The sequence below is a fragment of the Mesopusillimonas faecipullorum genome, assembly GCF_020539505.1.
Taxonomy (GTDB): Bacteria; Pseudomonadota; Gammaproteobacteria; order Burkholderiales; family Burkholderiaceae_B; genus Mesopusillimonas; species Mesopusillimonas faecipullorum.
The window spans coordinates 605,526-628,182 of the sequence record NZ_JACDXW010000001.1; the positions used below are offsets into that span (position 1 = coordinate 605,526).

The following is a 22,657-nucleotide window of genomic DNA, read 5'->3' on the forward strand; positions in this document are numbered from 1 at the left end:
ATTCCTCGCTTACTCATGCTTCACCCTCGGCTGGCTTAACGGGCCCGTCTTGCTGCGCGTGTCTAGCCAACCAGCGCTTGCGCCATCTATCCAAATACAAGTACAGCACCGGTGTGGTGTACAGCGTCAGTACTTGACTGAGCAACAGGCCGCCAACGATGGCGATACCCAGCGGTCGTCTGAGCTCGACTCCGGCACCCGTTGCCAGCACCAAAGGCAAGGCCCCAAATATGGCTGACAGCGTGGTCATCAGAATGGGCCGCAACCGCACCAGGCAAGCCTGCCGAATGGCTTGGGCCGAACTCAGCCCGCGTTCCCGCTCGGCTTGCAAGGCAAAATCCACCATCATGATGGCGTTTTTCTTGACGATACCTATAAGCAGAAACACTCCGATAAGCGCAATGAAGGTAAATTCGTACTTGAACATCATCAACGCCAACACTGCACCGATACCCGCGGAGGGCAGCGTAGATAAGATGGTGATGGGATGCACGAAACTCTCGTAGAGCATGCCCAACACGATGTACATGGCCACCAGCGCCCCCAGTATCAACCAAGGCTGCTGCGCCAACGCCTTTTGCATGCTTCGCGCATCCCCCAAAAAGCCGGCCTGAATACGGTCGGTGGGCAGGCTGATACGTGCAACGGCCTCATCGATGGCTTGCATGGCCTGATCCAAGGTCACACCAGGCGCCAGGCTGAACGAGGTGTTTTCAGCGGCGAATAAGCCCTCGTGCCGCACACTGGCCGGCGCCTCGGAAGGCTCAAAGCGGGTAAACGCAGATAATGGCACGCGCGCGCCCTGTGCCGTCACCACATACATTTGCTTTAATGCCGCCACATCTCGCGCAAAACGAGGCTCTACCGCCATGATGACCCGGTATTGGTTCAGAGGCCCATACATGATGGAGACCTCGCGCTGACCAAAGGCGCTATTCAGCGTCGAAGCAATCAAGGCCATGTCCACGCCCAAGCGCGCAGCCTCGTCACGGTCTACGCTCATCATCACCTGCTGTGCACCGAACTCTTCGTCAGACTCGACATCCGTCAACTCGGGCAAGGCCGCCAAGGCCTGCCGTACGCGTGGCAACCACTGTTTAAGCAGAAGAATATCGCTGCTCATCAGTGTGTAATCGTAGGCAGATGAGCCACGCATGGGCCCTGTCATCAAGTCTTGGCTGGGAATCAAGGTTAAGCGTGCGCCCGGTTCGGCCTGCAAACGCCCACGCAAGCGATTGACAACCTCTTGCGCCGTCACGTCTCGCTGATCGAAAGGCTTAAGCTGGATCATCATGAACGTCGAACTGCTGCCGCTTCGCCCCCCTATGAAACCCGCCACACTGCTCACGGCCGGGTCGCGCAGCAGAATCTCGCGAAAGTATTCCAGCTTGGGCAACATGTTCTGGAAGGAAGCCCCCTCATCGACACGAAAAAAACCGATCAACTGGCCGGTATCCTGCTGCGGGACCAGGCCTTTGGGCACGACGGAATACAGATAGACATTGCAGCCTATCGTCAGCAAAAGGGCTAGCATCATCAGCCGGCCATGTCGCAGCGCCCAATCCAGACTGACTGCATAGCCACGCTGTATGGCGCCACCCCAGCTCAGCAAGCGTTTTTCCAATGCGGAAGGTGGCCGAGCCTGGCCTCTAGGCTTAAGCACGTACGCACACATCATGGGGGTAAGCGTCAACGACCACATCAGCGAAACCAGTATGGCCGCGGAAAGGGTCATGGCGAACTCGCGGAACAGGCGCCCTATCATGTCGCCCAGGAACATAATCGGTATGAACACGGCTACCAGGGATAAGCTCATGGCCAGTACCGTAAAGCCCACTTCGCGCACCCCGCGCCATGCCGCCCGGCGCGCCGGCATACCGCGCTCCATATGACGCATGATGTTTTCCAGCACGACGATGGCGTCATCAACCACGAAGCCTGTAGCAATAATCAAGGCCATCAGCGACAGGGTATTCAAGCTGTACCCCAGCCACCACATCACGCCAAAAGTGGTGATCAGCGAAGCCGGCACCACAGCGCAAGCCACCACCGCAGCTCGCCAATTTCGCAGAAAGCAGAGCACCACACCCACGACCAGAAGCACTGCAATCACCAAGGTGCTCTCGGCCTCAAGCAAGGTGGCACGTATGCTGGGCGTACGGTCTTGCGCCACGGATAGGTCCACATGCTCGGGCAACAAGGCCCGGAATGATTCCAGCTGAGTACGAATGGCATCGACAGTGGCAATGATGTTGGCATCAGGCTGTCTGCGCACCGTTAGCAGCACCGCAGCTTTACGATTATAGAAACCCATGGTGTAGCGCTCTTCCACCGAGTCTTCCACCGTAGCGACGTCTTGCAAGCGTATGGGCGCTCCGTCGCGCCAGGCGACGATCAAGGGCCGATACTGCTCGGCGCGCATCAACTGGCTACCCGCACTCAGCTGCCACTGATAGTTGGCATTTTCTACCAGGCCATTGGGTTTGAGCGTATTGGCACTGGCCAGTGCTTGGCGCACATCATCCAGCGCCACACCGGCACTGGTCAGCGCATGCGGGTTCAAATTGACGCGCACAGCAGGTAGCGAACTCCCTCCCACCTGTACTTCGCCAACGCCGGGCACTTGCGCCAATTTTTGCGCCAACACCGTGTCGGCCAAGTCGTACAGCATGCTCTGGGTTGCAACCTCGGAGGTCAACGCCAAAGTCATGATGGGCGCAGACGACGGGTTCACTTTCTGGTAGGTGGGCGTACCTCGCAAGCTGGAAGGCAGCATAGGCCGCGCCGCGTTGATGGCCGCCTGCACATCGCGTGCCGCACCATTAATATCGCGCCCCATTTCGAACACCAGCTGCACACGCGTGCTGCCTTCGGTGCTACGCGACGACATTTCTTCCAGGCCGGCGATTCCCCCCAGCGACTGCTCCAAAGGCATGGCCACGCTGCTGGCCATGGTTTCCGGGCTAGCGCCCGGCATGCTGGCCGATACGGAAATCATGGGGAAGTCCACCTGCGGCAAGGGTGACACCGGCAACTGGCGATAAGCCAATAAGCCGGCAAGCACGAATGCCAGGCACAGTAGCGTGGTCGCTACCGGCCGCATGATGAACAAGCCCAACCACCTCATGACGCGCCCTTATCAGTCCGCTTCAATGGCGCGAAGCGGCGCGCCAGGCGGTCGAACATCAGATAGATGACAGGCGTGGTGAACAAGGTGAGCAGTTGACTGAACAGCAGACCGCCCACCATCACCAACCCCAGTGGCTGGCGCAGCTCGGAGCCGGCACCGGTGGATAGCATCAGCGGAATGGCGCCGAACAGGGCTGCGAAAGTCGTCATGACGATGGGCCTAAAGCGCAGCAAAGCCGCTTCGCGTATGGCCTGCAAAGGCGGCAAGCCACGGTGTCTTTCGGCTTCCAGGGCAAAGTCGATCATCATGATGGCGTTTTTCTTGACTATGCCTATCAGCAAGATGATGCCGATGATGCCTATCATGTCTAACGCGGTGCCAGTTAGCAGTAACGCCAACAAAGCACCTATGGCAGCCGAAGGCAAGGTGGAAAGAATCGTGATGGGATGAATATAGCTTTCGTACAGCACACCTAATACGATGTACATGGTAACGATAGCTGCCAGCAGCAGTAGCAACGTGCTCTCTAGCGAGGCCTCGAAGGCCCGCGCCGCCCCCTGAAAGCGTATGTCCACCGACCCAGGCACCCCCATTTCTGCGTAAGCGGCGCGTATGGCGTCCGTTGCATCAGAAAGCGCTACGCCTGGCGCCAGATTGAATGACATCGTCGTAGACGGAAACTGCCCCAACCGCTCTATGGACAACAAGGTATTACCCACCTGAACAGTGGCCAGGTTGCTCAACGGAACAGGCGCGCCTTCTGCCGTTCTGACATACACCTGAGTCAATGCCTGCGGATCACGGCGAAAATCCGGAGCCACTTCGAGCACCACACGGTATTGGGTGGACTGCGTGAAGATGGTGGAGATCAGACGCTGGCCAAACGCATCATACAGAGCGTCATCTATGGCCGACATCGTGACACCCAGGCGGGCGGCTGTCTCCCGGTCTACATCCAAGACTGCCTGCAAGCCCCCATCCTGCTGATCGCTGGAAACATCGCTGAGCTGCGGCAAGTTGCCCAGCACGTCAACCAAGCGCGGCACCCACTCCAACAGCACATCCCTGTCGGGATCGGACAGCGTCATCTGGTACTGGGCACGGCTGATGCGATCATCGATGCTGAGTTCCTGCACGGGCTGCATATACACCTGTATATCAGGCAGATCAGACAGCGCCTCCCCCAGGCGTTCGATAATGGTTTGCACGTTGTCGCTGCGATCACCGAGCCCCTTCAAGGCTATCTGCATACGCCCGGTGTTCATGGTGGCGTTAGTGCCATCTATCCCTATGAAGGAGCTTACCGAATCCACATCTGGATCTTGCAAAATACGCTCGACCGCTTGCTGCTGCCGCTGTGCCATGGCCTGAAACGACACAGTGGGTGTCGCTTGGCTAATGGCCTGGATGAGGCCGGTATCTTGCGCTGGAAAAAATCCTTTAGGCACCGCCAGGTACAAGAGGCCGGTGAGTGCCAGTGTGGCCACGGCCACCCATAGCGTCAGGCGCTGATGCCCCAACACAAAACCCAGGCCTCGATCGTAAACACGTAGAACCGCCTCGGTTGCGTTCTCCAGGCGCTGCTGCATGCGCCCCTGTTTCTGTTCTGCCTCGGGGCGCAACATGCGTGCGCACATCATGGGCGTGAGAGTTAAGGAAATGACCAGCGACAACAGTATGGCCACCGCCAACGTGATGGCGAACTCGCTAAAGAGCCTGCCGATAACGTCCTGCATGAACAGCAGCGGGATCAGCACGGCAACCAGCGACACGGTCAAAGACACCAAGGTAAAGCCTATCTGCTTGGCCCCATCCAAGGCAGCGCGCATAGGCGTTTTGCCTTCCTCGATGTGGCGCGCAATGTTCTCTATCATGACGATGGCGTCGTCCACCACGAAGCCGGTGGCGATAGTCAGCGCCATCAGCGTCAAATTATTGACGCTGAAACCCGCCAAATACATGATGCCGAAGCTGCCGACCAGGGACAAAGGCACCACTATGCTGGGGATGAAGGTGGCAGTCCAACTACGCAAAAACACGAAGGTGACGCAGACGACCAGAAAGATGGCCAGCAACATCTCGGTTTGCACATGCCGTACCGATTCTCGTATGGTTTGCGTACGGTCGCTTGCAACCACCACGTCTACGCCTATAGGTAAGGCTTGGCGCAAAGCAGGCAGCTGAGCCTTGATACGGTCTACCACGGCAATAACGTTGGCACCCGGCTGGCGCTGAATATTCAGCAAAATGGCGGGTTCCGGGCCTAACCACGCCGCCTGGCGAGCGTTCTCGGCGTCCCTCGCTACACTGGCAACATCCCCCAGCCTCAGGATGGCCCCGTTTTCCTGAGCCAGGATGATGTTTTCATAATCTTGCACCGACTGCAGCTGGTCATTCGCATCGATAGTGATGGATCTTTCTGTGCCGTCCAGCGTGCCTTTGGGCTGATTGACGTTGGCATTATTGATGGCTGTGCGCACATCGGCCATGCTCAGGCCATGAGCAGCCAGCGCCAGCGGGTTGGCCTGAATGCGAACAGCCGGGCGTTGACCACCGGCAATACTCACCAAGCCCACGCCCGTTACTTGGGACAGCCGTTGCGCCACCCGCACATCGATAAGATCGCGCACCTGATGCAAAGGCAAAGTCGGCGAGGTGACAGCCAAGCTGATCACCGGCGTATCGGCGGGATTGACTTTGTTGTACAGGGGCGGACTCGGCAAATCGTTGGGCAAGAGCGACGAAGCCGCATTGATAGCCGCCTGCACTTCTTGCTCGGCCACGTCCATGGCCAATTCCAAATCAAACTGCAGGGTAATTTGCGACGCGCCGCCCGAACTCGACGAGGTCATTTGCACCAGCCCGGGCATCTGGCCAAACTGCCGCTCCAGCGGCGAGGTTACCAATGCCGCCATGACATCGGGGCTGGCACCCGGATACTGAGTCGTAACCTGAATAACCGGGAAGTCCACTTCGGGCAGGGAGGAAACCGGCAACATCCGGTAAGCCAGGAACCCCGAAACCAGCAGGGCCAACATGGCCAACGTAGTGGCCACCGGCCGCAGAATGAACAGGCGGGAAATGTTCATCGGCGTGCGGGGCCTTGTGGCGCAGCCGCTTCTTGGCCCTCAGACACCACTTGCACACTGGCCCCTTCACGCAAGCGATCCACGCCTTCTACCACTACGCTTTGCCCGGGCTGCAAACCTTGCTCGATGGCGATGCGATCACCGTCGCTAATACCTGGTGTCACCACCTGAACCTTGACCTTGCCTTCTTCGACCAAATACACGAAGCTGCCACGCGAACCCTGCTGCATGGCGATGGCAGGAATGGTCAAGGCCTCGATGCCCTGCCTGGCCAGCAAGCGAACATTGACAAACTGATTGGGCAACAGGCTTTCGTCTTCGTTCTTGAAACGCGCCTTGAAGCGCAAGGTACCGGTGGCGACATCAATCTGATTATCCGCAGACTCCAACACCCCTTCCGCCAGAGGCTGCCTATCGTCGGCACCATATAAATGCACGGCGAGCTCCCGCCCGTTTCGCATCTCGGACAACACAACCGATACTTGACTTTGAGGCAGGGAAAAGGTGGCAGAGATGGGCTGATTTTGGGTAATGACGACTAGACCTTCCTCATTCGAAGAATTAACCAGATTACCTTGGTCTACCCGACGCAAGCCCACGCGGCCACTTAGCGGCGCACGTACTTCGGTGTACTGCAGCTGCAATTTGGCTTGGTCTACCGCTGCCTGGTCGCTTTTTTGCCTACCCTCGTATTGCCGCAGCAAAGCCACCTGTGCATCCAACTGCTGCTTGGCCAGAGAGTTTTGTTTGAAAAGCAATTCGTAGCGCTTCAAGTCGCTGCGGGCATTTTCCAGCTGCGCACGATTCTGAAGCTGTTGACCTAGCGCTTCGTCCAACTGCGCCTGAAAAGGGCGCGGGTCTATGACCGCCAGCACATCGTCTTGCTCGACTTTTTGGCCATCTTGAAAGCGCACGGCGATCAGTTGCCCGTCTACCCGAGGGCGAACCACCACCGTGTTATATGCCGCGACCGTACCGACGGCCTTGAACACCACGTCTACCGTGCCGGCTTCAACAGGCGCCACGCGCACCGGTACCGCCATGGGTCCGCCAAAGCCCGGAGCGCCAAACGGGCCTGACGGCGCCTTACTGGAAGGCCAAAAATAAAAGGCGGCAACAAGCACCACCAGCAAGACCAGCCCCCACCCTAGCCACCGAGGTGCACGCCTGGGCTGAGTCGAGGAAGGAAAATCGGACATGGAGACGGCTCCTGACGAAAGAGCCGTTATTTTCACCGATTGCCGGCGTCAGAGCCAAACAAAAGCAGGGGCTGAAATGCGAAGCAACAACAATTTTCCGGCGGCTTTCCACTAAGCAGTGGGGCAGCCACAGCTTAGGCCTCAAGCGACTCAAGCAAATGACAGGAAGGTGAACTAGAGATTGCAGCGCGCCAGGCGAAAGGGAATATCGCGGGCAACCGGCAAAGGGCGTAGTTCGTTGTCTTGTTGAGAGAAACGCACCCAAATGACGTACTTGTTTGCGCTAATTTCGGGGAAGACCCCTGCATCACGCGCCACCCATACCCGAAGCAGCTGAAAGGTTTTACCTGCCAGCATTTCTTGATAAGCGCCCTGAACGGCTTGAACATCGGTGACATGCGCAGATTCGCGCAACAAACGCAAAATGAGTGCCAAGCCGTCGTACAAAGGCAAGAAAGAACCCAGCCAGGTTTTGATGTCGTCGCAGCGAGCTTCGCTGGGCTTGATCTGCCAAGCGTAATACGAGGGCATGTCGGCGGGCGAAGATCCACCAGGAACAGCCAAACGCCCTCGCAAACTTGAGAGCCATTCGCTGTCGCGGAGCACTTGGCCGATACGACCTTGGCCGCTAAGCGCGCTAGAGGTACGTTGAATGTCGTCCAGGGTGGCCTCTAGCGCCGAAGCGTCTACACCTTCGATACGCCGCAACGCACTCAGGGCAGTGCGCTGACGTTCAAGATCTTGCAAGACCGCGCCACGGAGGTCGCTGCGTTCACAGATTTCGAATAACTCGAAGAGCGTAGACACGGCAATCTGGTGATGCTGAACCTGCCCGCCTTCGACGAAGAAGAAGATGCGGCTGAACAGATGTTCGACCCGCAATAGGGCTCTTACGCGCTCATTGCATGGATATTCATAGAGAATCACGCGGCCAGTAACCTTTCCTGGATTCAAACAGACACTTAGGGCGTTTTGGCATCTGCCAGACGCAGCCACTTTTCGTGAAGGGCGAGGGTCTGGGCACGCAGGGTATCCAGCGCGACATGCCCATCGTTATCTACGATATCGTCTGCTGCCGCAAGCCGAGCCTGCCTGGATGCCTGTACTGACATGATACGCTCAATCACCTCTAGCGTCAGCCCGCTTCTGGCCTGAACCCGGGCCACTTGGGTGTCGGGGCTGCAATCCACGACGCAGACTCGGTCGACTCGATCGAGCCAACGCGGCCCGGACTCGACCAACAAGGGCACCACAAACACGACATAGGGCGCAGTGGTTTGTGCCGCCTGCTGAATAGCTTCCTGGCCAATCAAGGGATGCAAAATACCTTCGAGGCGAGTACGCGCCTGAGGGTCTTGAAACGCCAAAGACCGCATGGCTGCTCGATCCAGGGCACCGTCGGCAGTCACCACTCCAGCCCCGAACGCCTGTTGAATGGCCGGCATCGCCGCCCCGGCTGGCGCCGTCAGCTGATGCGCGATGACATCGGTATCGATGATGGGAACACCCCAATCGGCCAGCATATCCGCGACCTTGGTTTTACCTGAGCCTATGCCCCCGGTGAGTCCGATTTTCAACATGGTAGTAATGGTAAGAATTGATGTGCGCAACACCCAGGTCATGACAACCCAGCATTTTCATCGCCACAGTATAGACAGCTTGGCCGCGCAAACCCACGGCGCCCTGTTAACATTCCAGTCACTTTCAAATTACTGCTTTCGGAGCGCCCTCATGCAGACCTCAGCCATCCGAACTTTCACTCGCCTTGCTGCCCTGCTTGCAGGCGCGATCATCGCCACCGGCTGCGCTTCGCCCAGCGACATTGCGCAATCGGGCGTCCCTCGCGAAAGCACGCTAGGCGATGCCGTGGGCAAAGCGCAAGGCCCTCAAGGGCAACGCCATGCTTCGTCGCAAGTACAACTGGGTTTTGGGCAAAACCGCCCGCTCGGCCCCATGAACGCCAAGCCAGAGCAAGAAGCACCGGTTTCGGAAACCATACGCCCCTTGCGTGAGCCCAAGACTTTTCTGGGCACCGTACCTTGCCTGGAAGGCCCTGGTTGTTCGGCCGTGCGCGTAACGTTGACCCTGGCGCCCAACGGGCACTGGCGCGCCCGCTATCAGCCCTTAGATGCACAAGGCAGCTCGGGCGTGACCGCCAATAACGGTTGCTGGTACCCAGCAGGTAGCCAACCTTGGCGTATTGTTTTGCGCACGCCAGGGCAAGAAGGTTCATTGGCCAGCATGGTTTTCGTGAATGACAATGTTTTGCGCCTGCTGACCTTCAAAGACCGTACCCCCACACTGAACTATCAGCTTACGCGTCAGCCCGACATCGATGCCATTGCCGAGCTGGACGATCAACGCGCACCTGACTGTTCGGTATCTTGATACTGCTGCGATAGCGGCGGGGCTTCGCCGCTTTGCATGACGGTTCTCACCAGCTCAACCGCATTACGTACGCTTAGTTTTTGAAACACCCTGGCTCGATGCGCTTCGACCGTACGTTGGGAAACCCCGAGTTCGGCAGCAATCAGTTTATTGGGCTTACCCAAAGCGACGTAATGCATGACATCGCGCTCGCGAGGCGTCAGTTTTGAAAACGATTGAGCTGGAGTGGACGTATCGACAACCATGAGCGGTTCCTCTGTAATGAGATGAACTATTTTGTCATAAAGAGTAACTTCGCTGCTAGTATGACTTTTCCGTGGGTATAAACCCTAGGTCCACGGAAACGCTCAGATTTCCAGATTGTCTATCAGACGGGTGCTGCCCAGTCGCGCGGCGGCCAACACCACCAAGGGCTCTCCGGCCTCTAGTTCATAGGGTTCGGGCGCAAGCAAGTCGCGTTGGCGACGTACAGTCAGGTAATCCACCTGCCAATGGTTTTTTTGCAATTCGGCCACGGCTTGTTGCTCCAGCCGCCCAATCTGCTTGTCTCCCGCCAACACCGCCTCACGCAGGCCTTGCAATTGCTGATGCAGCCGCGCCGCCTCTATGCGCTCTTGGGCAGACAAATAGCGATTGCGTGAAGAAAGGGCCAGGCCGTCTTCGTCACGCACCGTTTCATGGGCCAGAATATTGACAGGCAACTGGAATTGCCGGCACATGCTGCGCACCACCATCAACTGCTGATAATCTTTTTTGCCGAACACGGCCACTCGGGGTTGCACACAGGAAAACAGCTTGAGCACCACCGTGGCCACGCCCTTGAAGAAACCGGGACGGAACTCCCCCTCAAGAATGCTGCCCAGATCAGCAGGCGGCTGAATCTGGAAGCTTTGCGGCTCGGGATACATTTCGCGCTCGTTAGGTGCAAACAGCACGTAGACATCACGCTCTTTTTCCAGCTTTTCGATGTCGGCTTCCAAAGTACGCGGATACTGGTCGAAATCTTCGTTGGGGCCAAACTGAAGGCGGTTAACGAAAATACTGGCTACGACGGGGCTGCCGTGCTGGCGCGCCATCTTCATCAAAGACAGGTGACCTTCATGCAAGTTGCCCATGGTTGGCACAAAGGAGACGTGCAATTGGCCTCGCAGTTGATCACGCAGTTCTTCGATGGTGTGTACGACTTTCACGTATGTCTCCGTACGGAATTAAGGCCTGGGGTTTGCCGGATAATTTTAGGCTGCCGCAGTATAAGACAGGCGCACATAGATAGGCGCGTAAGGTTCGGCCTGGGTAATTTCAAGCAAGGATTCGCGCGCCAGTTCCAGCATGGCCAGAAAATGCACCACCACAACCGCTACGGCCTCTCCTTCGCTGACGCGCTCCATGAATAGCTCGGTGAACTCCATGAAACGCACGTCGGACAAGCGGCGCAAGATTTGGCTCATGTGATCACGCACCGAGAGCTGCTCGCGAGTGATGCGATGATGGGCATTCAGGCGAGCGCGCTTGAGGATGTCCGCCCAGGCTTGGCGCAGATCATCGGCGCTCACCTCGGGCAGCATACGCTCAACCGTAAGGTCGGCAAAGGCATGACTGCGCTGAAAATCACGACCCAACTGGGGCAGCTTATTAAGCTTCTGCGCAGCCAGCTTCATTTGCTCGTATTCCAGCAGACGACGCACAAGCTCGGCTCGCGGATCATCAGGTTCTTCACCTGTGTCGGTCTTTTTGACCGGCAGCAACATGCGCGATTTGATCTCGATCAGCATGGCGGCCATCAGCAGATACTCGCCCGCCAACTCTAAATTCTGATTACGTATTTGGTCGACGTAGGTGAGGTATTGCTGCGTAACCTCGGCCATGGGGATGTCGAGCACATTGAAGTTCTGCTTACGGATCAAGTAAAGCAGAAGATCCAGCGGACCCTCGAAAGTCTCCAGGAAGACTTCAAGCGCATCGGGAGGAATGTAGAGATCTTGTGGCAGTGCAAACAGCGGCTCGCCGTATAGACGCGCAAGCGCCACGGAATCAATGACGTCCGGCGTACTATCTACCGAGGGCTGCACTAACGCCTGAAGGGCGTCGGGCGGCACGGCTTGCCCTGCCATGCGTGCAACTTAATCGTTCTGATATACGTAAGGCCGCTGGCTAAGACGCGCGCCGCGGAACTGCTCTTGCAGTTCGGGATCAATATGCTTGTCCCACAGCTTGGCACGACCTTCGCGCTGGCGTTGCTCGACATCAGGATGCTGCTGTTTGAACTGCTTGATAAACTGGGTGACGTCTGATTCGTAATGCTTGGCCATGGTGGTACGCCATAAAAAATATCGCCTGAGCTCTTGGCAGGCAGGTCGCGCTGCGGCGAGGCGGCGAAAAGTGTACAGTCAGACGCAAGTTTACAGCACCGCAGAAAACTTAGAATTCAGATATGACGGCACCCCCAGCTTCGCCCACGCTTTCCGAGCGCCAACAAACGGCGATAAGAGCAATTCCCTTCATCGTTGGATGCGCGCTTTTCATGCAGATGCTGGATGCCACAGTGGTGGCCACCGCGTTGCCGCAAATGGCCCGCTCATTGGAAACCACGCCCATCCAGATGAACATCACCATTACCAGTTATTTGCTGGCGCTGGCGGTGTTCGTGCCCATCAGCGGATGGGCCTCGGATCGTTTCGGTGCGCGACGTGTTTTCCTGACCGCTATCGCCCTGTTTTCATTCAGCTCGGTGTTGTGCGCACTGGCTCAAACCCTGATGCAGTTGGTGACGGCTCGAACATTGCAAGGCGTGGCCGGTGCCATGATGGTGCCCGTGGGTCGCGTCATTTTGCTGCGTATTACGCCTAAGCCTCAGCTGTTGCGCGCCATGACGTTTCTTTCCATGCCGGCACTCATAGGCCCTATCGTTGGGCCGCCCTTGGGCGGCTTTCTCGTCACCTATGCCTCGTGGCACTGGATCTTCCTCATCAACGTGCCGGTAGGTGTGGTGGGTATCGCGGCAATCCTGCGTTATGTGGAAGTCGACGTGCCGCAAGCCTCGAATCCACTGGATTGGCTGGGTTTTTTGCTTAGCTCGGTGTGTTTGGCAACGCTGGTTTATGGCTTCGAATCGCTGGGTGAAAGCGAAATGTCCCTGTACGCAGTGCTGGGCCTGATGGGCACCGGCCTGCTGTGCGGCTTTCTCTACGTATGGCATGCGCGCCGTACCCCCTACCCCATCATCGACCTGTCTCTCTTGCGCATCCCCACCTTTGCCGTAGCGGTATTGGGCGGCAACCTATGTCGCTTCACCGTTGGTGCATCCCCCTTCTTGCTAGCCCTCTTGCTGCAAGTAGGGTTCGGCATGTCGCCATTCATGGCCGGCCTGATCACGTTCTCTAGCGCCGTGGGGGCCTTACTGATGAAATTCGTCGCCTCGCCCATCATCAAGCGATTCGGTTTCCGCCAAGTACTGGCATGGAATGCCGTGTTGTCAGCCGCGCTGGTAGCCGTGTGCGGCTTCTTTCAAATACACACGCCTATCTGGGTGATGATAGGCACTCTGACTATAGGCGGCATCTCGCGCTCGTTGCAGTTCACCGCCATCAACACTTTGGCCTATGCCGACATGGACAATCGCCAGATGAGCCAAGCCAGCAGTTTTTCAGCCATGGCCCAACAACTTGCCATCAGCCTTGGGGTAGGCCTGGCGGCATTAACGCTTAAGCTCAGCATGCAATGGCGCGGCGGCACTCAACTGGCCGGTATCGATGTGCAAATAGCCTTTCTGGTAGCCGGCCTGATGTCGGCTTTAGCGTACTTCTCGTTCAGGCGCCTGCCTAAAGATGCAGCGGCAGCCTTAAGGTAAAAGGTGGGCGCTGCTTACACAAGCGCCCACCTTAAGTGGTCTGAGCGGATCCGCCCAAAGCGGCAGTCAGCGCCCTTTAGACCAGCACTCGTTCTATCCCGCCATCGTTGGCCTGCTTCACGTAATCCTGCATCCAGCTTTCGCCCAGCACATGGCGGGCCATTTCGACGACGATGTAGTCGGCCTGTAAGCCCGTGTCGCCCTCGTAGCGCGACAGCCCTTGCAGACAGGACGGACAGGAGGTGAGGATCTTGGTCTCGCCGTTCTCGCCACCCCCCTGAAGCTGGCTGCGGTTTTTCAGCAATTCCTCTTGCTTGCGGAAACGGATCTGCGTGGAAATATCCGGGCGCGATGCTGCCAGCGTGCCGGATTCGCCACAGCAGCGATCCGTCTTGATGGCGCCGTCGCCGACCAGGGCCTTCACGGTTTTCATCGGGTCCTGCAGCTTCATCGGCGTATGACAGGGGTCGTGGTACATGTAGCGCGTACCTTGCACCTCGCCCAGCGTGATGTCTTTTTCCAGCAAATACTCGTGGATGTCGATCAAGCGGCAACCCGGGAAGATCTTGTCGAACTCGTAACCGGCCAATTGGTCGTAACAAGTACCGCAGCTGACCACGACAGTTTTGATATCGAGGTAGTTCAGCGTGGTGGCCATGCGATGGAACAACACGCGGTTATCCGTGATGATCTGCTCGGCCTTGTCATTCATGCCGTTGCCGCGCTGGGGGTAGCCGCAGCACAGGTAGCCGGGCGGCAGTACCGTTTGCACGCCGGCATGCCACAGCATGGCCTGGGTGGCCAAGCCCACCTGTGAGAACAAACGTTCGGAACCACAGCCAGGGAAATAGAACACAGCCTCGGTATCGGTGCTGGTGGCCCGTGGGTTACGAATAATGGGTACGTATTGATTGTCTTCGATGTCCAGCAGCTTACGCGCGGTTTGCTTGGGTAGGCCGCCGGGCATTTTCTTGTTTACGAAATGCACGACCTGCTCGCGAAGCGCAGGCTTGCCCACCGAAGCGGGGGGTTGTGCCGTCTGTTTGCGTGCGGGTGCTGCCAACAAGTCGTGAGCCAGGCGCTGTGCCTTGTAACCCACGTCCACAATGGCTTTGCGCGTGGCTTGAATGACACGCGGATCCTTGGCGTTCAGGAAGAACATGGCCGCAGTCGTGCCGGCGTTGAATGACTTCTTGCCCATGCGCCGCAGCAAGGCGCGCATTTCCATAGAGACATCGCCAAAATCGATATCTACCGGACAGGGGTTGTAGCACTTGTGACAGACCGTGCAGTGGTCGGCTACGTCCTCGAATTCAGACCAATGATGCAGGCTGATGCCACGACGTGTTTGCTCTTCGTAGAGAAAAGCCTCTACCAGCAAAGAGGTGGCCAGTATCTTGTTGCGCGGCGAATACAGCAGGTTGGCACGCGGCACGTGCGTGGCACAGACAGGCTTGCATTTACCGCAGCGCAAGCAGTCTTTGATGGCCGACGAAATGGCGCCTATCTCGCTTTGCTGCATGATCAGCGACTCATGGCCCAGCAAATTGAAGCTTGGCGTCCAGGCGTTGCGCAAGTCGGCCCCGGGCATCAACTTACCGGCATTGAAGCGCCCTTCTGGGTCAACGCGCCGCTTGTAATCCTGGAAGGGTTGCAGCTCATCTTGGGTCAGAAACTCGTATTTCGTCAGACCAATGCCGTGCTCGCCCGAAATGACGCCATCAAGGTTGCGAGCAATTTGCATGATGCGGGCGACTGCCTCGTTGGCCTCGCGCAGCATCTCGTAGTCGTCGGAGTTGACCGGAATATTGGTATGCACGTTGCCGTCACCGGCGTGCATGTGTAGCGCGACAAAAACCCGGCTACGCAGGATTTTGTCGTGTATGGCCTGGATTTCGGCAAGAATGGCCGCACCTTCCGCACCGCCGAAGCAGCGTTCCATCTCGGCCTTGACTTCGACCTTCCAGGAAACGCGAATCGTGTGGTCTTGCACCACGTCGAAGACGCGTGCCTGAGGCTGGGAGGCCAAGCGTTCTTGCAGTGCAGGAACAAGAGCCGGCATGCCCAAGCTAGACCAGTGCGTCATGGCATCGGCCAAAGGCAAATCAAGGTTGCCAAGCAACCACTGCCAACGCTCACGTGCACCTAGCAGGACTTCCAGGGCATCAAGGGTGCGGGCCCGCAAAGCTTGTTCGCTTGCTTGTTGCCCGTCTTCGTCGGGGTCCTCCGCTTTACCCAAAGGCAAAGTGGGGCCGTTCAAGAAGGCTTCCAACTCGTCTAACAAACGCAGCTTGTTGCGCGTAGAGAGTTCTATATTGATGCGTTCGATAGCATCGGTGTATTCGCCCATGCGAGGCAAGGGAATCACCACGTCTTCGTTGATTTTGAAGGCGTTGGTGTGGCGGGCAATGGCGGCGGTGCGCGAACGGTCTAGCCAGAAACGCTTGCGCGCCTCGGCGCTGACGGCGACAAAACCTTCGCCATGACGGGTATTGGCCAGACGCACGACTTCGCTGGCGGCCTTTGCCACCGCATCATCGTCATCGCCCACGATGTCGCCTATGAGCACCATCTTGGGCAGGCCGCCGCGCTTGCTCTTGGTGCTATAGCCTACGGCGCGCAAATAGCGTTCATCCAAGTGTTCAAGGCCCGCCAAAATAGCCCCCAGGACTTGGCCTGGGCCATCCAGGTATTGCTTGATTTCGACAATAGAGGGAATGGCGTTGCGCGCTTGGCCGAAGAATTCAAGACAGACGGTGCGAGTGTGGGCCGGCATGCGATGCAGCACCCAACGCGCCGAGGTAATCAAGCCGTCGCAGCCTTCTTTTTGCACACCGGGCAAACCGGCCAGGAATTTATCGGTAACGTCTTTGCCCAGCCCTTCTTTGCGAAATACCCGCCCCGCAATGGTGAGCGTTTCGCTGCGCAGCAGCTTTGTGCCCGGAGCTTGCTCGCCGTCGTACCAATCCAGGCGGAACTCGGCCTGCTCGACGTCGTGGATTTTGCCCAGGTTATGGCCGATACGGGTGACTTCCAGCCAGTTTCCTTGCGGGTCGACCATGCGCCACCACGCCAGATTGTCTAGCGCGGTGCCCCACAAAACAGCCTTCTTGCCGCCGGCATTCATGGCGACGTTGCCCCCCACACAGGAAGCCTCGGCAGAGGTAGGGTCTACAGCGAACACTCGACCGGCAGCCTCGGCAGCCTCGGCGACGCGCTTGGTGACGACCCCGGCCCCGGAGAGCACGGTACTGACAGGCTGTTCTACGCCAGGCAACTGAGTTTGCTCAACCACACCCAGGGCATCGAGTTTTTCGGTGTTGATGACCACGGACTTGGCCGTCAGCGGAATAGCGCCGCCGGTATACCCCGTACCACCCCCACGCGGGATGATGGTCAGACCCAGCTCGATACAGGCGCGCACCAGCGGTGCCATTTCGGCTTCGTTGTCGGGCGTCAGCACAACAAAGGGGTACTCCACCCGCCAGTCAGTGGCATCGGTGACATGGGAGACGCGCGACAGACCATCGAACTTGATGTTGTCGGCGGCAGTTACCTTATTGAGGCGGCGCTGAACCTGTTTGCGCAGCGCCCCCATTTGGGCAAAGGATGCTTCAAAATCGACCACCGCCCCACGAGCTGCCTGCAAAAGCTGAGCCACTTTGGCATCGCGTTCGGCAACGCCGCTATCGCGACGCTGATCGATGTCGCGCAAGCGCTGGCTCATGGCTTGCACCAAGGCCTGCAAGCGCTTGGGGTTGGCCAAGAGGTCGTCTTGCAAATAGGGATTGCGACGCACCACCCAAATATCGCCCATTACCTCGAACAGCATGCGCGCGGAACGCCCGGTGCGGCGCTCGCCGCGCAGCTCGGAGACCCATTGCCACGCTTGCTCGCCCAACAGACGCACGATGATCTCGCGGTCGGACAAGGAGGTGTAGTTGTATGGGATCTCGCGCAAACGGGGCGTCGCCGCCGCATCGGCTGCTTTAGCAGCCAGCAACTGGTGTGATAAAGGGGCGTTCATGAATTTTGCAGGGATAAGGATGCCGAAAGCACAACCCCAAGTTTACTGCATTGCACCGCCGGCGCCGCTAATAGCCACATCGGGGAAAAGCCAAAGCAAGGCAGCGGTCATGAGCGCATAGCGCAGGAACTTGCCTACAGCCATGAAGAAAACCGAGGGCCAGAAGGGTAAACGCAGCCAGCCCGCGACTACGCACAGCGGGTCGCCGACAACCGGTAGCCAAGAAAGAAGCAAGGCCGGCGCGCCCAAGCGACGCAACCACGCGCTGATTTGCCCATGCCAGCGCCCCGCCGATTTTCGACGGCGATCTTCAATAGAGGTGTGCTCATGGTTTTCGAGCCAGCGCTCGTAGCCTTTTTCGGCGGCCATGCCCGTGAAATAACTGATGACCCCGCCCAAGGTGTTGCCCAGGGTTGCCACCAGCACTGCGGGCCAGAACATATGCGGCGCAAGGGTAAGGTAGCCAAAAACCGCCGGCTCGGAACCCAAAGGCAAGATGGTAGCGGAGACCAGACTGACCACAAAGATCGCGCTCAGGCCCACCTTGGGCAAAGCCAAGGTCACCAGCAACCAATTAATAGACGACATCAACCAGGCTTCCATAGGCGGCAAGTGTATTACTTTTCACCTCCATACAACGGACATATGCTCGATATGCACGCCGGGCCGTATGATATTCTTTGTTTCTTTCTTTACGCACTACCGCGCCTGCCGGCCGGCAGTTTCAGCGCACCATGGCTACCGATTACCTCAAACGCATCCTCACCTCCCGCGTCTACGACGTCGCCATCGAAACCCCTATCGAAGCCGCTCCCCGGCTCTCAGCCCGAATTCACAATACTGTGCTGCTCAAGCGTGAAGACTACCAACAAGTTTTCAGCTTCAAGCTGCGGGGCGCTTACAACAAGATGGCCAACCTGACGCCTACCGAGCTTAAACGCGGCGTCATTGCTGCCTCGGCCGGCAACCATGCACAGGGCGTCGCGCTAGCGGCAAAACGACTGGGCTGTCGCGCAGTCATTGTCATGCCCACCACCACGCCTGCGGTCAAGGTAGAGGCGGTCAAGGCCTTGGGCGGCGAAGCTGTGCTCATGGGCGATAGCTATTCAGACGCCTACGAGCACGCCATGATGCTCGAAAAGAAAGAAAAGCTTACGTTCGTGCACCCTTTTGATGACCCCGACGTTATTGCCGGTCAGGGCACTGTGGGTATGGAGATTCTGCGTCAGCACACCGCCACCATCGATGCCATCTTCGTGCCCATCGGCGGCGGCGGGCTGATCGCCGGCGTGGCCGCCTACGTCAAGCAGTTGCGGCCTGATGTGCGCATCATCGGAGTACAAACCGAAGACTCCAACGCCATGATGCGTAGCGTCAAGGCCGGGCGCCGCCTTGAACTCAGCGATGTAGGCCTGTTCTCCGACGGCACGGCGGTCAAGCTGGTGGGTTCTGAAACCTTCAAACTGGTGCGTCAGTACGTAGACGATTTCGTCACCGTGAATACCGACGCCATCTGCGCCGCCATCAAAGACGTCTTCCAAGACACCCGCAGCGTACTAGAACCCGCTGGCGCGTTGGCAGTGGCTGGCGCAAAACGCTATGCCGCCCTGCAGAGCTGGAAGAATAAAAACCTGGTGGCCATCACCAGCGGCGCGAATATGAACTTCGACAGGCTACGATTCGTAGCCGAGCGCGCCGACGTGGGTGAGGCACGTGAAGCCTTGTTTGCCCTGACCATCCCCGAACAACGCGGCAGTTTTCTTAAGCTGTGCGATGCGCTCGGTAAACGTGCCGTCACGGAGTTTAACTACCGCATTTCAGATTCTGCCCAAGCCCATGTGTTCGTGGGCCTACAGATCAACTCGCCCGAAGAGCCCGAGAAACTGGCCAACCAGTTCCGTAAAAAAGGGTTCGACACCCTGGATCTGACCGATAACGAAATGGCCAAGACCCACCTGCGCTATATGGTGGGGGGCCGTTCTGCGTTGGCTAAAGACGAAATTCTGCTGCGCTTTGAGTTTCCCGAGCGTCCAGGGGCGCTGACACGCTTTTTACGTGCCATGAACCCCGACTGGAACATCAGCCTGTTTCACTATCGCAATCAGGGCGACGACTACGGTCGTATTCTGGTGGGCATACAGTTGCCGACCGGCACCGACAAAAAAGCCTTCAAGGAATTCCTTGAAGGCTTGGGCTATCCCTACTGGAACGAAACGACAAACCCAGCTTACAAGCTGTTTTTGTAATCCCAACCGCGTACGAAGTCGGCCACGGGTAAGCGCTTGCCACCCGCTTTTTGCAGGTTCAGCAGGCGCAGCACCCCCTCTCCCGTGGCAATATCCACACCCTCTGGCGAGACTGACAACACCTGGCCCGGTGCACCGGTTCTTGCATCTCGGGGCAGTTGCTCGGCTTGCCACACCTTAACGGGCTGATCCAGGCCTGGCAGCGTTACAGCAGCACCTGGCACCGGATTAAAAGCCCGTATGCGCCGTGCCAACACCGCCGCAGGCTGGGAAACATCCAGCAAACCTTCGGCTTTCTCAAGCTTGGCCGCGTAAGTCACACCCTCTGCCGGTTGAGGCTCAGGCTTCAGCGCGCCCGCCTCTAGTTCGGCAATGGCCTGCACGATCGCTCGCCCCCCCAAAACCGCCAGTTCATCGTGCAAGCCGGCGGCCGTATGCGCTGGGGTAATAGGCAAGGCCCTGCGCAATAAGACATCGCCAGTATCCAGGCCTTCGTCCATTTGCATGATGCATATGCCGGTCTGTAGATCACCCGCTTCGATGGCGCGCTGAATAGGCGCGGCCCCCCGCCAACGGGGTAGCAAACTGGCATGGATATTGAAGCAGCCATGACGTGGCAGTTCTAACACCCACTTAGGCAGAATCAAGCCATAGGCGGCAACCACCATCAGGTCGGGCTGAACCGCCAGTAGCGCATCGCGAACTTGAGCCGCTTCCTCGGCGTACTTGCCATCTAGGCGCAGGCCTCGGGGCTGTATAACCGGAATACCGGCCTCAAGCGCACCCTGCTTGACGGCACTGGACGTCAGTTTCAAGCCTCGACCCGAGGGGCGGTCGGGTTGCGTCATGACGAGAGGCACCTCGTGCCCCGCCTCGAGAATAGCCGACATGGCCAAGCGCGCAAACTCGGGCGTGCCGGCAAAAACGATTTTCATGGATACCCTTTGATGCCGCCGAATAAGCAGGCGTTCTGCTTTTAGACCTTGAGCTCTTCGCGCTCTTGTTTGCGCAGCTTGGTCTTGATGCGGCCCTGCTTGAGCGGCGAGAGATACTCGACAAATACCTTGCCGTTGAGATGGTCGAGTTCGTGCTGAACGCAAACGGCCAGCAGGCCATCGGCCTCGAATTCGTAGGCTTCGCCGTTTTCGTTGAGAGCACGCACACGGACTTGATCAGCGCGCTTGACCTCTTCGTAGATGCCAGGCACCGATAGGCAGCCTTCTTGATAAACCTGTTGTTCGTCGCTGCGCCAGATGATTTCTGGATTGATGAGCACCCGAAGCTCATTGGAGTCTTCAGAAATATCCATCACCACCACGCGCTCGTGAACATCGACCTGGGTGGCAGCCAACCCTACTCCAGGTGCGTCGTACATGGTTTCGGCCATGTCACGAACCAACTGACGAATGCGGTCATCCACGACCTGAACGGGCTTGGCCGTTTTGAACAAGCGAGGATCGGGATAGCGAAGAATAGGAAGAAGTGCCATAGAGGAATTATAGCCAAATGGTGAAAAATGCAAGCCCCCACCGCCGGTGTGACAGGCCTGGCGCGCTTGCCACACACAAGGGCAGCCGGCTATGCGACACTTGCCGCCATGGAGAATAATCTGCGCGCTTCCGAAGACGAACTGATCGCCTGGCTAAGGCTCACGCTCGAGCCCGACCTGGGCCCGGCACAGGCGCGTATGCTGCTTGCGGCCCTGGGTTTGCCGCAGCTGATCTATGAATCGTCGCTGGCCACACTGGCCAAGTATCTGCCCATGACAACGGCCATCTCCTTGCATCAGCCCGTAACGCCCGAAGTTTCGGAACGCATCAAAGCCACACTGACATGGCTGGAGAAGCCCGACCATCATGTTTTAACGCTGGCTGACCCGCACTACCCGGCGGCTTTACTGGCTTTGCACGACCCACCCCTGCTGCTGTACGTGAACGGCAAGCTAAGTTGTCTGCGGCAACCGGCCTTGGCCGTTGTCGGCGCTCGCAATGCCACCCCGGGCGGCCTACAAAATGCACGTGCTTTCTCGCGCCACTTAGCCGAACGCGGCTGGTGCGTCGTCAGTGGTTTGGCGCACGGCATAGATGCGGCGGCTCACGAAGGGGCCCTGCAAGCCGGGGCGTCGGGCGGGGGCACCATCGCCGTCATGGCCACCGGCATAGACATCGTTTATCCCGGTGCCAACCTGAAACTGGCACACCGCATCGTTGAAAACGGTGCGCTGATTACCGAATACCCGCTGGGCACGCCCTCTTTGCCCTATCAGTTTCCTCAGCGCAACCGAATTGTGGCCGGCCTCACGCAGGGCGTATTGGTGGTCGAGGCGGCGCGTCAAAGCGGCTCGCTGATTACCGCTCGATTGGCAAGCGAAATCGGTCGCGAGGTATTCGCCATTCCCGGCTCCATACATTCGCCCTTGTCCCGCGGCTGCCACGCCTTAATCCGCCAAGGGGCCAAACTGGTCGAGTCAGGTCAAGATATCGACGAGGAAATGGGTGCACCCAAAATCGTCAAGGCACCCATCCCAACGACTCAAGCAAAACCCAAACATGAAGAAGACCCTATTCTGCAAGCGCTAGGGTATGACCCTGTCGATATCGACACTTTGCTGGGCCGTTGCAAGCTGGAAGCAGACGAACTGAACGCCGCTCTGACGCTATTGGAGTTAGACGGGTGCATAGAACGCCTTGCCGACGGCAGGTGGCAACGCAGTGTTTTGTCTAGCTAAGGC

17 protein-coding genes are annotated in these 22,657 nt (G+C 58.0%); 4 read left to right on the forward strand and 13 right to left on the reverse strand.

The features are described 5' to 3' along the window. Positions 1 to 13: 13 nt before the first annotated feature. The 5 genes from H0484_RS02820 to coaE form a co-directional block, all read right to left on the reverse strand. Positions 14 to 3,127, reverse strand: coding sequence for an efflux RND transporter permease subunit (locus H0484_RS02820; RefSeq protein WP_226952910.1), 3,114 nt, complete (start codon positions 3,125 to 3,127; stop codon positions 14 to 16). Then, the gene (locus H0484_RS02825; RefSeq protein WP_226952911.1) at positions 3,124 to 6,219 is read right to left on the reverse strand and encodes a multidrug efflux RND transporter permease subunit; all 3,096 of its coding nucleotides are present in this window, start codon (positions 6,217 to 6,219) and stop codon (positions 3,124 to 3,126) included. Before H0484_RS02825 ends, H0484_RS02820 begins: the two co-directional genes overlap by 4 nt. Continuing rightward, positions 6,216 to 7,418, reverse strand: a complete 1,203-nt coding sequence (locus H0484_RS02830; RefSeq protein ID WP_226952912.1) for an efflux RND transporter periplasmic adaptor subunit — start codon at positions 7,416 to 7,418, stop codon at positions 6,216 to 6,218. Before H0484_RS02830 ends, H0484_RS02825 begins: the two co-directional genes overlap by 4 nt. Before the next feature lie 174 nt (positions 7,419 to 7,592). Then, complete coding sequence (gene zapD, locus H0484_RS02835) at positions 7,593 to 8,345, reverse strand: cell division protein ZapD (protein ID WP_226952913.1); 753 nt, start codon at positions 8,343 to 8,345, stop codon at positions 7,593 to 7,595. Between the two features lie 35 nt (positions 8,346 to 8,380). Continuing rightward, positions 8,381 to 8,998: a dephospho-CoA kinase gene (gene coaE, locus H0484_RS02840; RefSeq protein ID WP_226952914.1), complete on the reverse strand. Its 618-nt coding sequence runs from the start codon at positions 8,996 to 8,998 to the stop codon at positions 8,381 to 8,383. A 151-nt stretch (positions 8,999 to 9,149) separates the two neighbouring features. On the opposite strand from coaE, the gene H0484_RS02845 reads away from it, so the two are divergent. Then, positions 9,150 to 9,806 (forward strand): hypothetical protein, encoded by a 657-nt coding sequence (locus H0484_RS02845; protein WP_226952915.1) that lies wholly within the window; start codon positions 9,150 to 9,152, stop codon positions 9,804 to 9,806. On the opposite strand, the gene H0484_RS02850 is transcribed toward H0484_RS02845, so the two are convergent. From H0484_RS02850 to H0484_RS02865, 4 genes are all read right to left on the reverse strand, one after another. After that, a complete protein-coding gene (locus tag H0484_RS02850; protein ID WP_226952916.1) occupies positions 9,776 to 10,051 on the reverse strand; it encodes a response regulator transcription factor in 276 nt (91 codons plus the stop codon). The genes H0484_RS02845 and H0484_RS02850 overlap by 31 nt on opposite strands. Positions 10,052 to 10,153: 102 nt before the next feature. Next, complete coding sequence (panC, locus tag H0484_RS02855; RefSeq protein ID WP_226952917.1) at positions 10,154 to 10,996, reverse strand: pantoate--beta-alanine ligase; 843 nt, start codon at positions 10,994 to 10,996, stop codon at positions 10,154 to 10,156. Positions 10,997 to 11,041: 45 nt separating this feature from the next. After that, a complete protein-coding gene (locus H0484_RS02860) occupies positions 11,042 to 11,917 on the reverse strand; it encodes a segregation and condensation protein A (protein ID WP_226952918.1) in 876 nt (291 codons plus the stop codon). 9 nt (positions 11,918 to 11,926) lie between these two features. After that, the gene (locus H0484_RS02865; protein ID WP_226952919.1) at positions 11,927 to 12,115 is read right to left on the reverse strand and encodes a DUF3460 family protein; all 189 of its coding nucleotides are present in this window, start codon (positions 12,113 to 12,115) and stop codon (positions 11,927 to 11,929) included. A gap of 122 nt (positions 12,116 to 12,237) precedes the next feature. On the opposite strand from H0484_RS02865, the gene H0484_RS02870 reads away from it, so the two are divergent. Next, the gene (locus H0484_RS02870) at positions 12,238 to 13,653 is read left to right on the forward strand and encodes a DHA2 family efflux MFS transporter permease subunit (RefSeq protein WP_226952920.1); all 1,416 of its coding nucleotides are present in this window, start codon (positions 12,238 to 12,240) and stop codon (positions 13,651 to 13,653) included. Positions 13,654 to 13,729: 76 nt separating this feature from the next. Here the strand turns inward: H0484_RS02870 and H0484_RS02875 are convergent, their stop codons facing one another. Continuing rightward, positions 13,730 to 17,680, reverse strand: a complete 3,951-nt coding sequence (locus H0484_RS02875; protein ID WP_226952921.1) for a DUF3683 domain-containing protein — start codon at positions 17,678 to 17,680, stop codon at positions 13,730 to 13,732. Positions 17,681 to 17,722: 42 nt separating this feature from the next. Beyond that, positions 17,723 to 18,283 (reverse strand): YqaA family protein, encoded by a 561-nt coding sequence (locus H0484_RS02880; RefSeq protein ID WP_226952922.1) that lies wholly within the window; start codon positions 18,281 to 18,283, stop codon positions 17,723 to 17,725. Positions 18,284 to 18,414: 131 nt separating this feature from the next. Here H0484_RS02880 and ilvA point away from each other — a divergent pair, with 131 nt between their 5' ends. Next, positions 18,415 to 19,926: a threonine ammonia-lyase, biosynthetic gene (ilvA, locus tag H0484_RS02885; protein WP_226952923.1), complete on the forward strand. Its 1,512-nt coding sequence runs from the start codon at positions 18,415 to 18,417 to the stop codon at positions 19,924 to 19,926. On the opposite strand, the gene fmt is transcribed toward ilvA, so the two are convergent. Continuing rightward, positions 19,908 to 20,861, reverse strand: a complete 954-nt coding sequence (gene fmt, locus H0484_RS02890; protein WP_226952924.1) for a methionyl-tRNA formyltransferase — start codon at positions 20,859 to 20,861, stop codon at positions 19,908 to 19,910. The genes ilvA and fmt overlap by 19 nt on opposite strands. Before the next feature lie 41 nt (positions 20,862 to 20,902). After that, on the reverse strand, positions 20,903 to 21,415 hold the full coding sequence (def, locus tag H0484_RS02895) for a peptide deformylase (protein WP_226952925.1): 513 nt from the start codon (positions 21,413 to 21,415) through the stop codon (positions 20,903 to 20,905). A 108-nt stretch (positions 21,416 to 21,523) separates the two neighbouring features. Here def and dprA point away from each other — a divergent pair, with 108 nt between their 5' ends. Further along, positions 21,524 to 22,654: a DNA-processing protein DprA gene (dprA, locus tag H0484_RS02900; protein WP_226953022.1), complete on the forward strand. Its 1,131-nt coding sequence runs from the start codon at positions 21,524 to 21,526 to the stop codon at positions 22,652 to 22,654. The last annotated feature ends 3 nt before the right edge of the window (positions 22,655 to 22,657 follow it).